This window comes from Sphingobium sp. GW456-12-10-14-TSB1, assembly GCF_059424385.1.
Genome location: NZ_JBWKZI010000002.1, coordinates 693,822 through 707,268 on the forward strand (window position 1 = coordinate 693,822; position 13,447 = coordinate 707,268).

Below are 13,447 nucleotides of genomic sequence, written 5' to 3' on the forward strand. Positions count from 1 at the left end.
CCAAACCCGCTCATCTGACAGGGGAAACTTATGTTCAATCCGTTTCAGCGTACATGCGCCGACGCCTATTGCGAGGGTGACTTCGCCCATGTCGAAGATATCGAGCAGGTTCGCGCAGTAAGCGATACGCTCTTCACATTTCTGATGATTGAGTTGGGCACCCCCGAGGATTGCGACACGCGCGAAGAAGCACTGCGCAGAATGGCGATGGCGATTGGAAACATCCAGGATGTTGCCGCTGCGATTGAAAAGATCCAGACAGCCTGAATATCTGGACTTGTAGGTACCAATCCTATGGTCAGACATTGGCCGCCGAAGCTTATGGAACCCAAGCACCCCGGCGGCTGTCCTGCTTATCTCGATGTCTCGGACTAGGTCAGCTTTCCGCCATTTCCGGCGCGGGCTGCGCGTCGGGCGTTTTGATACCGAGGGTCTTTCGAGGGGATTTTACGGCCTTTGCAGAGCGAGCTTTGGGTGCGGGTTGCACTGGCGTCTTTTTCGCGGTGACGCTCGATTGACGTTTCGCTTTCGCAGGCTTCGAGGCTTTGACGGTGTCAACAGGTGGGGCGATCGCATCACTAGATGTCGCCGATATGCTGACTTTGGAAGGCGTTTTTCGCGCAGGCTTGGCGACAGGCTGGTCTCCTGCTGCCTTCACCTTGCGCGATGCCTTGGGTGGTAAAATGTCGGCAGATGTCGTTATGACTGGATCTTTTGGAGCGTCGGTTGCGGACATCTTCTCATCGGCGGTTGATGCTATGAGCGCAGATACAGCCTTGCTTGTGGGCCTGGCCCGGCTTGTTGCGACCGTCGTTTTAGGCGTCTTTACCTTCCGCTCCTTGCCCGTCACAGGCGCAGACGCTTGTTCGGTAGAGACATCGGCGGCGGTCGTCTCGCTCGTCGCCGGCGACGCTTTAGCAGCGCTCGCTGAGGCGGCTTTTGCTGCAGTTCCACGCTGTCCAAGGCCGAGCCTTTGCGCCACTTCCCGGCGCTGCGCGGAATAGCCCGGTGCAACCATGGGATAGGTTGAAGCAAGACCATAGCGCTCACGATATTGCGCGGGCGTCAGGCCATGCGAGGCCAGATGCCGTTTGAGCGTTTTATAAGGCCGGCCGTCGATGAGGCTGATGAGATGCTCGCGGGAGGCGAGACTTTTGCGAACACTGACTGCAGGCGTGTATTCCGGTACGGGCTCTGCCTCCGCTGCCGATGTTTGCGCCACCAGCGCTGCGCGAGTCGACTGGATCAACCCTGCCAGATCTGCGCTTGGCACCATATTATTGGTGACATAGGCGCTGAGCAACTGAACGGTCAGAACCGTGTAGTCGGGCTGGTCGGCATCGGTCATGGGAATATCCTGTCCAAGGCATGGTAAGAATGTCGGCGCTGCAGGAGCCGCAGCTCAAAAACAGGACTTTAGCCATCCGGGCCGTGATTTGTCAAAGGGGAGGGGGAGCCATGTCTGTGCAGGCAAACAGATTGGGCAGGTAAACCGGTACAGGAGCATATGGACAGTGGCGGACATATATATTCAGGGGAGTTTTGCGTTCACATGTCATGTGGAAGAGGCCGAAACATTGGACCAAGCCTGGTACGCCGTAATGTCGTTGCGCGATGACGTCGAGCCAGACACGCCCTCCGCCGCACTCACTACATTGTTTCCCCCTCTTGATGAAGACGATCCATGGTCAGGCCTGCTCAGCATCTTCGACGATCGCGATTTCCCCGACTTTGGTGCTGATCTCCAGATCGACGTCGACCGCGATAATCGGGACATGCGAATAGTGGTGATTTGCGGGATGACGGATTTTCAGCCTGCGCCGATCGAAAAGCTGATCCAGCGCTCCTGCGCCCAAAGCCTGGCACAGGCACCGATCGGTTTTGAATGGGCGGAAGTCTGTTCCAGACCGCGCGTCGGACATTTTCGCGGCGGGTGGTGCGCCCATCTTTTCTGATCGCCTCGAATTTGAAAGCACGCATCACGCCTTGTCGGCCGCCCTGAGCGGTGACGTGATCTGAACGGTGACACGCTGTTTGTGGGACACAAGTCCGTGGCCCCACATGCGGAGGGGAGGGGGGAAGGGATTTGCGAGGATCAGTGGCGCTGCCCTGGCTTCATGACCCTATGAGGAGAGCCTCCCATGTCCAGTCTTGCAATACCTGTCGACAGTGCGCCGGTAACAGGGGCCTATCGCGTCGATATTTCCCGCGGCCATAATGTCAGCCGTGTCTCGTCAGAATGGTTTTCGCGTCCCGATGACGAGAAATTCCTGTCGCTGACAGACCTTTACGACAATGTCCGCACAAGGGCCGCGCGAGCGACGACACGGATCGTCGAAAGCCGATCGCTCCGGGTTGAAGCGCGTGCCGATAATCCGGAACGCCTGACCCTGTTCTTGCCAGGCGAGGATATGCCTATCGCGCCCACCAACTGGTCCTTTGGCCAGCTCTCCAGCCTGGTCGGTGCACCCGCTTCCTATCTGCGCTCACTGCCCGCAGCGCTTGCTGGCATCAATCTCCAGCATGGCCTGCTCTCCCATCGCGGCGAACAGGTGAAGCTGCTTCAGACGCACAATGGCCGCGCTGAATTGCGCGCGGTCACAGGTCCTGATTATGGACGCATCTGGGATCATGAGCTGGTCGCCGCAGTCATGAAGATCGCGGGCGACGGCGTGGGCGATACGCGCTGGAAAGTGCCCGGCGTCCTCGACTGGTCTTCGATGCACTATAACCCCTTTGTCGATGTAACCCGCGATACCACGACGCTCTATGCATCCGATCGCGATGTCTTCCTCTTCCTTGTGGATGATACCCACCCGATTGAGGCCGGACGTCTTGCCAATGGCGATCCGGACCTGTTCTTCCGCGGTTTTTACTGCTGGAATTCGGAAGTCGGGTCAAAGACGCTGGGCATTGCCACTTTCTACCTGCGCGCCGTCTGCATGAATCGCAATCTATGGGGTGTGGAGAATTTCGAGGAAATCTCGATCCGCCACTCCAAGTTTGCCGCCAATCGCTTCGCCCATGAAGCCGCGCCTGCACTTGAAAACTTCGCTGATTCCTCCGCCAGCGGCTTCATCCAGGGCATCCGCGCCGCGCGCGAGCGCATCGTTGCCCGCAGCGACGAAGATCGCCAGACATTCCTGCGAGGTCAGGGTTTTTCCAAAGCCGAAACCGGCAAGATCATCGCCACCGTGCTGGCCGAAGAAGGTCATCCGCCTGCCAGCATTTTCGACTTTGTCCAGGGCATCACCGCCCATGCCCGGTCCAAATCCAACCAGGACAGCCGTCTCGACGTTGAGGCGAAGGGACGCCGCTTACTCGAACGGGCGCATTAAACCCGGCTGATCCCGGCACCGCGTCGCCCAATCCCCCATTCCCCCACCAGTGACGGTCGTTGGAAGGCGATCGTCACGCTCGCCCTTGAAAGGACGCCATCATGCGGACCTCGTCCCAGCATTCGCTCCAAAGCTTTCGCGTCGATATCCACTTCTTCAGCGGATCTGACCTTTATGCCTGTGAAACATACCAGATCGATGCACCCGATTGGTATCGCGCCGAGCAGCAGGCGCTGCAATTGTCGGGCGAGAGCGCTTACGACAATAGTCGAGTGCCGGATCTTCGGCGCACGGCGACATCATCGCTGGCCTGACCGTGCGTCTACCGCGCCATGTCGCCGCGCAGACACATCTCCTACACCATATATTTCAGGAGTTTTCCTATGCCTTCCTCTGCAATGCGCGGCCTTGCCTCGCTACTGGCGGGATCGTCCATGCCCGCACGCACCCATCCTGAATTGCGCAGCCGACCTGCAGAACAGTCGCCTACGCCCGCAATTGGCGTGATCGGCAAATATCAGCTGCTTTCCACCGCGCATCTCTCAATGAACACGGCGCTGTTGCTTGACAGCTGGTGCAATGGCCACGCCCATGAAGCGCCAACCATCGTGGCGCGCAACGCTCATGGCTGGTTTCTGTCGACCCGCTCTATGTCAGCCGATTGCGAGCGCGCCCTGCCTGCCGATCTGATGGCGGCCATCCTCTTTGCGCGGCGGCGCGGCATCGATCTGCTGCATTTCGACTGCGATGGTCCAACGCTGCCGCAATTGCTCGTGCATGACTGGTGAACATGAAGCACGCGGCGGCAAATCGCTTTGCGTGGATCGGCCTGGCAGCGGCGCATTTGCGATCGGAGGGGAGGGGGACTTTGACAAGGGGCGGAAAATGACCGCCTGTCCAAGGAGACACATATCATGGCTTTACCTCTCAGGATCACCCCACAGGTGGGCGCGTCCCTCATCACGCGCGTCACGCGCCTGTTCAATGGCACGATCCACGATGTGCTGAACGAACTTCTGCAAAACAGCCGCCGCGCTGGCGCCAGCGCTGTAACCCTGGATCTTGAAGGCTCTGATGGTGCCCCCATCCTTGTCGTGAGTGATGACGGTTCGGGCATCGATGACCCGGTTGCGCTGCTGACTCTTGGCTATTCTGGCTGGAATGATGCGGTTGCCCACCGCGAAGATCCGGCCGGCATGGGCATGTTCAGTCTTGCAGGACGTCAAGTTGAAGTACGATCCTGGTCGTGCGGCGCGGGCAGGGGCTGGATGGTCGAGATCCCCGAACAGGGCTGGCAGAGCCCAGAGCCGCTCGCGATCCAGCCCTGCGCCATAACCGGCGGTACGCAGTTGCGCATCGCTTTGCCGGACGCATGGACCAAGAATTTGTTGGCCGCCGCCCGCAACGCCGCCCGCTATTTTCCGCTGCCGGTGACATTGTCAGGCACGCCTCTGCCACGGGAGGATTTCCTCGCCGAGGCTGTGCGGGTCGAAAACTGGCAGGGCTGCCGCATCGGCATTTTCAGCTGGCGCGGCTACCAGCCGATCGACATGGCCCGCATCAATTTTCATGGGCTTACCGTGCCTTGCGATTTGCCGTTCGTGTCGGAGGTGGGCAAAATCGACAAATGGTGCGTGAAGGTCGACATTATCGACGCGCCCGATCTGCAACTGGTCCTGCCTGCGCGCAAGGAAATGATCCGCAATGCAGGGCTCGACGCGCTCAAGATCGCGGCAGAAGCCGCTATTTATCGGATGATCTGCGACAATGGCGACCATCGACTGGGCTTTACGGAATGGACGCGCGCCAGGGCATTGGGCATCATGCTGCCGCATGCAGCGCCCTGGCTTCCATGCTGGGCACCAATGACCGCCGACAGCATGGGGTGCGATCAGGGCGAACCCATATCGTCTCCTGATATGCTGGTCGTGCCCGCAATGGAGATAGATCTTCAGCAAGGCGCTGCGCCGATATTGGATGCGCCGGAAAAGCTCGGCATGCGCACGGTACGGATCGCGCCGGAATTTTCCGGCTATGACTGGTATGACAGGCTGCCCCGCCTGCAGACTCTTGCCTTTGTGATCGAACAAAATGGCCTCGAACATATCTATGAGGCCGACACCGAACTGGATCCGTCCTGCACATCGGGACGGGCCGACGCAATCACGCTCGAACTGGGGATCGCCGATTGCGCATTGCCTGGTGCGACGCTTACGAAGCGATGCTTCCCGCTTGAACTACTGGTGTGTCGCAATGAAGGCTATGATCTCGATGATGCGATCATCCTTATTGGAGGCAACGCCGTCGTTTCACCCGATGATCTGGCCTGGCAAATGGAACAGAGCCTTTTTAGGGCATCGGATGACAGCGATTGCGACAGTTGGGAAACCCAACAGGATAATTTTCAACGAAGCGCGCGTAACAACGCTTATGCGTTGCTGCTGAGCGAGGAGGAGGCTCTGCTGCGGCAAATCCGCGACAGGCTTACCGATAAAGTGCAATGGCTGATACCGCCGGACCGCACTCTCACGGTTACAGCGACCCGTACGGGCGTCGAACTGACATTGGAACCGGCGCCATGACGCCTTTAGACCATCCAAAAAGTCCTGCTCTGGGGGAGGCCTGATATGCGACGATCCGCGATGTTCACCCTGTCCACTATGCATATTCCGCTCGCCGAGCGACAGAAGATCGAAATGCTGATCAGCGCGGCGACGATGGCCGATTGCATGTCGCGCATGATGATCTGGTCATCGAACCCCATCTCTACGGCTTCTTCGTTCATTGTGGCATCGCCGCCTGGCAGGCCGCCGATCCGCCGGACATCTCGCCTCAACTTTGGGCGCTTCTTTCGGCAGCCGATGCGAGCGGAGCATCCTGGCTGCTGTTCGACCGGGATGAACCTCCATCCTCTTGCTGGCCGATATTCGATGCAGATTGAGGGAGCACTTCGCCTCTCGTCACCTGCTTGTCAGCATTCTGTCGAGCGCGGCTCTTGCAGAATTATATCATAAAGTGATATTTGGGCCGGAAAGGAGTTTGACTATGCCATCCAGCTTCACCTTAGGAACCCATTTCGAGGGCTTCATCAAGCAACAGGTGAACACCGGTCGTTATGCATCGGCCAGTGAGGTCATTCGCGACAGCCTGCGTCTGCTAGAGGAGCAGGACGCCATGCGACAGGCGCGGCTTGAGGCGCTACGCGCCGAGATCGATCTGGGTGCGAGCAGCGGGACTGGCATACCTGCGGAGCAAGCCTTCGCAAATGCAAGGGCACGCATTGCTGACATCGCCGCTGCCAACAAGGAGCAGTGATGCATCTTTCGTTTTCGCCGGCAGCCGACGCTGATCTGACAGATATTGCCAGTTTCATTGCCCGGGATAATGTTGATCGGGCGTTGACATTCATCGATGAACTCCAAGCGGCTTGCACAAAGCTTCTCGATTTTCCTGGCTCTGGCACGGTGCGTTCCGAGCTTCGCCCCGATCTGCGGTCCACAGTATATGGCAGTTATGTGATTTTCTACACGCTTGTGCCGGGGAGTGTCCGCATTGAACGCATTCTCCACGGTGCCCGGGATGTGAGCACTATCCTGTCGTAAGACTGATATGGCATCGGCCGGTCGTGGCGGCCGTTGCTCGCGCATTAAGCTGGACCGACTTCCTTCCTGTCAGGAGTCGAACCGTCATGCCGCATTGATGATGCTCGCTGGTTAGTCATCGGCGCAAAAAGCCCCTGATGGAGAAGTCCCAATGTCCAACACCGATCCTGCGGCATCGCTATCGCCGCGCCGCCAGCGACTGTCCTCGTTCGAAAACTCTTACGCCGTCGCCTTGCAACGCCAGCGGCAGACCGGCGTCAGCCAGTTCATCCTTCGCACGGCGAACCCTCTGCAGCCCTTCCGCACGACCAGTCGTGCGCCCAGATTGCAGGAAACCATCGTGGCGCTGGTCGCTTGAACAGAAATGGTCTGCGTTCAGCCCTCCCAGAAACCCCGTTTGCGTCCATGCTGCGCCTGGAGCGAGGCCACATAGGTTTCATGGTCGGGATGATCGCCATAATCATCGATCCTGCAGGCAAGATGTGCGCAGCTTTCCAGATGGCGGGCGGCGTGCGGATAGCGTTTGACCCGCGTCCGTTCCAGCGCGAAATCGACCATCGCGCGAAGCGCCAATGTGGCCGCCAGCGGATGGCGGGTTTCCAGCGCCTCGGCAGCATGGTTGAGCAGTTCATACGGATCGCCATCCAGCTCGTCAGCGCGCGCCAGCACCATAGCTGCCGCGCCCTCGATATCAGGCCAGGCGAGCAGGAAATGCAGGGCATGGGATAAGGACGGGAAAGCGCGGACATGGGCCAGCGCCTTCTTCTCCGCGTCGAGATCGTCAAAATCGGGCAGGCGTTTGAGATAGGCCCGCAGATATTGCGCGTCGAGCGCCTTGGCGAACCTATCCCATCGTTCGGTCTGCGCCTCGTCGGTGCGGCCCAGGGAATCGAGGATAGCGATCCGCACCCGGTCCCAATCCGGCCAGTGGCCACCTTTCTGCCGTACGGCCTGCGCGTGCTCGATAGCCGCCATCGCCTCGTCCGTCCGGCCCGCGTCGCCCAAGCGCTCGGCTATCGCCGCGGCGATGGCGGGATTGTCGCGCTGTTCGACGGGATATTGGGCTATGAAAGCATCCACATCACCCAGCGCATCGGCAATGTCCAGCAGCGCAGTCTGGACCGTGCGGGCGTGACGCCGGATCTCCATATCATCCTCGTAGAGGACGCCGCCTGACCCATAGCCGATGACCTGCCGCCCGGCCTGTGCCTGGCGTTTCGGAGGGTTTGTCGCCATCGCCTCGAACCTGGTCTTGAGCAAGCGGAGGCCGCCTTCCGCCAGAACAGGCGCCATCAGGAAGATGAGTCGGTCAAACTGGCCATAGCCATTGTCGCAGACGCTATCGAATACCCTGTCCGCTAGCCGGGCGGTTGGCATTTTCGCTGCCGCGGCCAAGGGCGCAAGATCGGGTAACGCAGTGGCGAATATCGTGCCGATCTGGCCGCTGCTATCATCACAGCGATCGAACACCGGCCTTGCCAGGGCAACCAGCTTCCAGAGCAGATCCAACGCCGTCGCCGGATCATGGGGGGCAACATGATCCATGATCGCTCTCCGTTGCGTCTCTATGTCCGCTGCCAGCAGCTTGACCTTGTGCCAGTCGACAAAGGCTTTCGCCTTGGCGATGGTCGCAAGCCGCTTGCCGATCTCGCCGGCAACATCCCCGCTGCCACGCACGCTGGCCAGCTCCAGCCGCAACCGCCGCTTGGCCTGCGCGTCCCCCGTCACAAGCTCCAGCAGCAACTGCGCCAGGCGCTGGGCACCAAGCGCTTCAAGGTTGGTCTGATTGAGGGTTTTGGATGTGGCCATGCGCCATTTCTGTCGTCCCGGAACGATGGGCGTCAAGAGTGGAATGATATCGGAACTGGGAACGGGCGGCTGCCCGCGCGGTGCGCGGGCACCGGGCTGGCGGGCTTGCGCCCCAAGCCCCGCTGCGCGGGTCTTGGCCCTGACGGGCGCACATCCCTGCCGCGTGGGGAGGGGGTTTGACCAAAAAGAAGGCGCGGTGGGGCGTGGGGCCTTGGGGGCATAAGGCGGAAAGGCAGCGGGTCGCCGCTACCAGTGGCGCAGGGGGCGAGGGCAGGATCAGAGGAGAGGAGGATCTGAAAAGATTGTCGCCGGAAATGGGTTTCGAGCGATTATCTGGAAAGGTTAAGTCAATGAACATCGGAGAAGTTCGTATCGTCAATGGTCGTCTGGAAGGCCGTGTCGCCACCCGCACCATCGATCTCCCCCGCATCGGCCTGCGCAAGGTCGACAGCCAGAACCCCCGTGCGCCGGTCTATGAAATCCTCGCGCTCAACGTCGCACGGCGCTGGGTGCAGGTCGGTGCGTTGTGGGAAGCGGTGGCCAAAAAGTCGGGCGAAATATTCCTCGCCGGCAATATCGATGATCCCAGCCTGCCCGAACCGCTGCCGGTGGCCTTTTTCCCGACCGACAATGGCGGCTATTCGATCGCCTGGCGGCGTGACACGCTGCGCTCGGACTTTGGCGGCACTGGCTTTGGCGCCGCCAATTATGACCGGATGGGTGGCGGTGACGCTGGCTATGATCGGGCAGAGGATAGCGGCTTTGGCGGTAGCACCGCTGGCATGGACGGGTCGCTGGCCGGTGCCGACGCGGGGTTCGACAGGCAAGCCGACTTTGAACGGCTGAACGGCTGATCATCCGCACTGTGGCCGGGGAGGCGTTCGCTTCTCCGGCCATTTTTTTGTCATGCCATCACCCAGGAGACAATCCATGTCCCAGGATAATGCCCGCAGCATCGACAGCTTTGCTGATCTAAAAACGCTCTATGCCGCCATCACCGCCAGTCCCGATTTTCAGCGGGCCTTTGGTGATCCGATTCCGCTCAGCATCATTGAGCCGGGCGAAAGCCCAGGCGAACATGACATGCCCGAACCGCTTGCCGCGCAGGCCGAATGCGGGGCCGTCATTGCCACCATCTTCGACCTGTTTTCTGGTACCCGGCTCGAACCGCTGGCCGCCGAGATCGCCTGGGGGTTCGTCAACAGCTTCCATTTCGTGGCGTCCAGACTAGAGCGGCGCGAGGACGCGCTGGTCGATGAACTACGCGACATGCTGCGGCGGCCCGATCTTTCCGAAGTCTTCAACAGCGAGCTGGAAGAACGGCAGTTGCTGTGCCAGTCGACCACCGAACAGCGCGAAGCGATCGAATGTATGCGCGACTATGCCGCCCATATGTATAGCGCCCAGTCGGGCTGGCCCTGGTCGCCCTCCCGGGGGACGCGGGCGTCGCCTGCATCCAGCGCCACCCAGATCGCAGTGCAGGATTTCATGCGCGCCCGCGATCTGGCTGCGCGCGAGCGCTATCTGCCCAAAGGCCCGATTGTGGTCGCCTCCGGCCATGCCGACTGGCATGACTGGCAACCGATATGGGACCGGCTCGATCTGGTGCGCAAGCGGGTGCCGCACATGACATTGGTGACAACAGCCCAGCGCAAGGGGTTCGACGCGATCGTCGCGGCCTGGGCCGGTGACCGCGGCGTGCCGCTGGTCGCTTACACTCTGGCGGGGTCCGGTCGCAAAGCCCCGTTCCTGCGCAACCGCAAGATGGTGGAACTGAAACCCGTCGAAGCGGTGCTGGGCGAAGGTTCGGGCATTCAGGCCAATCTATACCAGGCGCTGCGTAAGGCGGGCATTCCAATCCATGCCTTCCGCAAGGCGGATCAGGCCCCGGCCGAGGCCGTGGGCAGGCCTGGCGCTATGCGCCGGCGCAGCGCCGCTGCCTGATCGTCCAATCTACTAAACCGGGGACGGCGCATGAGCGACCGTCCCCTTTTTTTGGGGAGGCCAATATGGCGATACCAGATCATCACAGCCGTAATTTTCAAACGCTGCTGCGGGCAGCGGAAGACGGCAATCTTGCGCTGATGGAATGTACCGATTCCGTGACGGGCGAACCAAAATATGTTCTGTGCGCGGTTGGACGGGATGGAGAGGCTTATATCATGACGCCTTTCGGGCATCTGTGTGAAGGCGATCCCTACCTCGCCTATGTGCCACCGGGAAATCCTGAAACATTCTGATCGCAGATCTGCGCGCGTGGCGGGCAGGCGTCTAAGGCGAGTGTCGGGGCATTGCTCTTAAGTGAGCGACTGCAAGCTTGCGGCCCCAGGATAGGAGCGGAGGAGGGGGGATGTGGCGCGATGACAGGATCATCGCGTAGCTATGAAGGAGCCTGCGCATGGAAGAAGGATCAGAACGGGGCGATGGGTCTGTGTCGCCTGTAGAGGTAGACGACATCATGGCCAGATGGGCGCGCCGGGAAGCGCAGGAGGCCCAGCTTCTGCCGGTGAACAAGACCAATATTTTCGCAATATTGGCGGCTGCTGGCATGGCCATGGTGCTGATCCGTTTCGATGGATCGGGCGATAGTGGCCAGATCGAAGAGATGGAAGCGCGCGATGCAAAGGGCATCAGCCTTCCGATAACTGATACACCGGTGAACATGCTGGTCCTGCCTTGGGGCGAGGATATCCCTAAATCGCAGACTGTTCCGCTGGGCCAGGCCGTGGAAAATATCACCTATCATTTACTGGGTTCAGCCCATCCGGGCTGGGAAAATGGAGACGGGGCCTTTGGTGAATTTACCTTTGATGTTGCCGCAGGAACGATCCGGCTCGACCATTATGACCGCTACACCGCCACGGAAGAATTTACCCACCATTTCTAAAGGAGGCGCATCATGGGACATTGCTATCATCATGCGCTTTCGAGCGTACGCAAATGGGGCGGTGAGGCCGAAGATTTCCTGCCTCTCCATCAATGGTTCGACGAGCCGTCCAAACTGATCATCGCTGACTATCGGCACCGAAGCCTGCGCCATCATGCCGAAGGCATTTTCATGGCGGAGCATTTTTTCGGACCAACGATCACCCTTTCAACCGGCCGCATTGTTCCCGTGCGCCTGATCGCCGAACAGCATGTCATCGAGGATCTGGGATTTATTCCTTCCTTTGCCGATTGGGTTCGCGCCATCAAGCCCGAACCATGGATGGGACGAGCGCAGCCTATCCATAGCCTGGTCGATCCCTTTGCTATCACCGCGGCGGCGGCCTGAACTTTGGCATATTTAGGCGCGATGCCCCGGCAGTGTTTATGTTCAAACGGGGTTTGCTGATGGCGTAATATCGCCAGGTCATCCCAGGATCCATTCCCGAATCAGGGGCATCGAGCCCCAGATTCGGGAGCCTCCTCTCTTCTCTCAACTCTTTTTAGTGTGGCACGGGGTCAGCACCGGCCTCAAGGACGGCGGGGCCCCACCATTTTTTCCGGCGGGTCTGACCTGTGTCTGTAGATCCAGCCTGAGTGGCCGCCAGAAAAAATCGTGACCCCCACCGCCGCTGCGCGGTCGGGCTACGCCCGATCCTTGACCCCGGTGCTCGGAGCCCGTGCCGAAGAGAAAATCTCAAACTGTAAAGAGGAGGTTTTCATGACAAGGATTTTCCGTACCATCCGTTCTTTCCCCGAAATTGCCGACCTGCTGGCGCTCGAAACAGGGCAGGTGTCCGACCGCTTCAGCCAGGCTTTTACCGAGACGATCGACGGTTTCCGCATGGGGCATGTAGAAGAGGAGAGCGATGCCGGGATGCCCGATCCCTGGCAGGTGCAGCAGGCGACCGAACTGATGATCTGTACCCTGTTTGACGTCCTGCGAGACACAAGGCTTGAAAGCATGGCTGGGCGGATCGCCTGGGGGATCGTGCACAGCTTCCACAAGGTTGCAGGACAGCTCGATGGCGAGGCGGACAAGGCAGCGCTCAAGGTCCGGGATCTGATCCGCGATGCCGACGGCAGCGAGGTGCTGATGGCGCAGCTGGAGGAAGCGCAAACTATCTGCCAGTCCCTCGACCAAGCGCGCGATGCGGTGGCTTGCATGCGCGACCATGCCGCAGGAAGTTATCATAACGAAACCGGGCGACCCTGGTCTTCACCGCGGGGATCGCTGGTGTCGAGCAAGCGCACAGCCTCGGTGGTTGCCGCCCAGGACTTCCTGGCCGCTCGCAGGGAGAAAAAGGCCGCAAGCCATTCCCCAAAGGGACCGATCGTCATATTCTCCGGTGGGCAAGCCTGGGAGGATCATGACCAGATCACTACGACCCTTGATGCGATACGCCAGCGCATTCCGACAATGGTGCTGGCGACGAGCGCGCAGGACAAGGGATGCGATGCGATCGCGGCATCCTGGGCGGCACGCAGCGGTACACCACTCATTGCGTTCACCCTCAACCGCAAGCTGGGACAAAGGGCCGGGTTCGCCCGCAATGAGCAACTCCTGTCACTGCAGCCGGTCGAGGCGGTGGTGTGCGAAGGCTCAGGGCTTCAGTCCCATCTGGCACGATTGGTCCGCGCAAAAGGCGTGCCCGCGCACTTCTTCCGGCTTGCAGATCAGCGGAGCGGCTCAGCAGGGCAGCGTCACAGCGCGGCCTGACGGGAAGGGGTGAGGAGGATCGGTTCGGGTTTGTCGGACCGGTCCTCCTGTTT

Annotated in this window: 19 protein-coding genes; 16 read left to right on the top strand and 3 right to left on the bottom strand. The window is 60.1% G+C overall.

Translation table 11 applies throughout. The features are described 5' to 3' along the window. The first annotated feature begins 30 nt into the window (after window positions 1-30). The gene (locus AC07X9_RS20430) at window positions 31-267 is read left to right on the top strand and encodes a hypothetical protein (RefSeq protein ID WP_086486038.1); all 237 of its coding nucleotides are present in this window, start codon (window positions 31-33) and stop codon (window positions 265-267) included. Window positions 268-376: 109 nt separating this feature from the next. On the opposite strand, the gene AC07X9_RS20435 is transcribed toward AC07X9_RS20430, so the two are convergent. Further along, window positions 377-1,348: a Ros/MucR family transcriptional regulator gene (locus AC07X9_RS20435; RefSeq protein ID WP_086486037.1), complete on the bottom strand. Its 972-nt coding sequence runs from the start codon at window positions 1,346-1,348 to the stop codon at window positions 377-379. Between AC07X9_RS20435 and AC07X9_RS20440 the strand changes: the two genes are divergently transcribed. The 5 genes from AC07X9_RS20440 (at window position 1,347) to AC07X9_RS20460 (ending at window position 5,920) form a co-directional block, all read left to right on the top strand. Further along, window positions 1,347-1,955 carry a hypothetical protein gene (locus tag AC07X9_RS20440; RefSeq protein WP_140159610.1) on the top strand — a complete coding sequence of 203 codons (609 nt, stop codon included), beginning with the start codon at window positions 1,347-1,349 and terminating at the stop codon, window positions 1,953-1,955. The genes AC07X9_RS20435 and AC07X9_RS20440 overlap by 2 nt on opposite strands. Window positions 1,956-2,141: 186 nt before the next feature. Beyond that, window positions 2,142-3,338 carry a DUF932 domain-containing protein gene (locus AC07X9_RS20445; RefSeq protein ID WP_086486036.1) on the top strand — a complete coding sequence of 399 codons (1,197 nt, stop codon included), beginning with the start codon at window positions 2,142-2,144 and terminating at the stop codon, window positions 3,336-3,338. A gap of 101 nt (window positions 3,339-3,439) precedes the next feature. After that, the gene (locus AC07X9_RS20450) at window positions 3,440-3,652 is read left to right on the top strand and encodes a hypothetical protein (RefSeq protein ID WP_086486035.1); all 213 of its coding nucleotides are present in this window, start codon (window positions 3,440-3,442) and stop codon (window positions 3,650-3,652) included. Window positions 3,653-3,721: 69 nt separating this feature from the next. Further along, complete coding sequence (locus AC07X9_RS20455; RefSeq protein ID WP_140159609.1) at window positions 3,722-4,126, top strand: DUF5983 family protein; 405 nt, start codon at window positions 3,722-3,724, stop codon at window positions 4,124-4,126. Between the two features lie 126 nt (window positions 4,127-4,252). Then, the gene (locus AC07X9_RS20460) at window positions 4,253-5,920 is read left to right on the top strand and encodes a sensor histidine kinase (protein ID WP_140159608.1); all 1,668 of its coding nucleotides are present in this window, start codon (window positions 4,253-4,255) and stop codon (window positions 5,918-5,920) included. Between the two features lie 5 nt (window positions 5,921-5,925). Here the strand turns inward: AC07X9_RS20460 and AC07X9_RS20465 are convergent, their stop codons facing one another. Continuing rightward, window positions 5,926-6,123, bottom strand: a complete 198-nt coding sequence (locus AC07X9_RS20465; RefSeq protein ID WP_176342138.1) for a hypothetical protein — start codon at window positions 6,121-6,123, stop codon at window positions 5,926-5,928. Here AC07X9_RS20465 and AC07X9_RS20470 point away from each other — a divergent pair. From AC07X9_RS20470 to AC07X9_RS20485, 4 genes are all read left to right on the top strand, one after another. Next, a complete protein-coding gene (locus AC07X9_RS20470; protein ID WP_086486032.1) occupies window positions 6,064-6,279 on the top strand; it encodes a DUF5983 family protein in 216 nt (71 codons plus the stop codon). The genes AC07X9_RS20465 and AC07X9_RS20470 overlap by 60 nt on opposite strands. Before the next feature lie 104 nt (window positions 6,280-6,383). After that, complete coding sequence (locus AC07X9_RS20475; RefSeq protein ID WP_043150469.1) at window positions 6,384-6,653, top strand: type II toxin-antitoxin system ParD family antitoxin; 270 nt, start codon at window positions 6,384-6,386, stop codon at window positions 6,651-6,653. Continuing rightward, entirely contained in the window at window positions 6,653-6,940 is a 288-nt protein-coding gene (locus AC07X9_RS20480) for a type II toxin-antitoxin system RelE/ParE family toxin (protein ID WP_086486031.1), read from the top strand. Before AC07X9_RS20475 ends, AC07X9_RS20480 begins: the two co-directional genes overlap by 1 nt. 151 nt (window positions 6,941-7,091) lie before the next feature. Beyond that, complete coding sequence (locus AC07X9_RS20485) at window positions 7,092-7,298, top strand: hypothetical protein (protein WP_086486030.1); 207 nt, start codon at window positions 7,092-7,094, stop codon at window positions 7,296-7,298. Between the two features lie 17 nt (window positions 7,299-7,315). Here AC07X9_RS20485 and AC07X9_RS20490 read toward each other — a convergent pair whose 3' ends face one another. Continuing rightward, window positions 7,316-8,749, bottom strand: a complete 1,434-nt coding sequence (locus tag AC07X9_RS20490; protein ID WP_086486029.1) for a DUF6880 family protein — start codon at window positions 8,747-8,749, stop codon at window positions 7,316-7,318. Window positions 8,750-9,099: 350 nt separating this feature from the next. Here AC07X9_RS20490 and AC07X9_RS20495 point away from each other — a divergent pair, with 350 nt between their 5' ends. The 6 genes from AC07X9_RS20495 to AC07X9_RS20520 all read left to right on the top strand — a co-directional run bounded on the left by AC07X9_RS20495 (window position 9,100) and on the right by AC07X9_RS20520 (window position 13,394). Continuing rightward, window positions 9,100-9,603 (top strand): DUF736 domain-containing protein, encoded by a 504-nt coding sequence (locus tag AC07X9_RS20495; RefSeq protein ID WP_086486028.1) that lies wholly within the window; start codon window positions 9,100-9,102, stop codon window positions 9,601-9,603. A 76-nt stretch (window positions 9,604-9,679) separates the two neighbouring features. Then, window positions 9,680-10,693 carry a DUF2493 domain-containing protein gene (locus AC07X9_RS20500; protein WP_086486027.1) on the top strand — a complete coding sequence of 338 codons (1,014 nt, stop codon included), beginning with the start codon at window positions 9,680-9,682 and terminating at the stop codon, window positions 10,691-10,693. Between the two features lie 65 nt (window positions 10,694-10,758). Next, entirely contained in the window at window positions 10,759-10,989 is a 231-nt protein-coding gene (locus AC07X9_RS20505) for a DUF6117 family protein (RefSeq protein ID WP_086486026.1), read from the top strand. A 191-nt stretch (window positions 10,990-11,180) separates the two neighbouring features. Further along, window positions 11,181-11,636, top strand: coding sequence for a DUF6878 family protein (locus tag AC07X9_RS20510; RefSeq protein WP_176342137.1), 456 nt, complete (start codon window positions 11,181-11,183; stop codon window positions 11,634-11,636). Between the two features lie 12 nt (window positions 11,637-11,648). Beyond that, entirely contained in the window at window positions 11,649-12,023 is a 375-nt protein-coding gene (locus tag AC07X9_RS20515) for a DUF6915 family protein (protein WP_043150414.1), read from the top strand. 372 nt (window positions 12,024-12,395) lie between these two features. Further along, a complete protein-coding gene (locus AC07X9_RS20520) occupies window positions 12,396-13,394 on the top strand; it encodes a DUF2493 domain-containing protein (protein WP_043150416.1) in 999 nt (332 codons plus the stop codon). The last annotated feature ends 53 nt before the right edge of the window (window positions 13,395-13,447 follow it).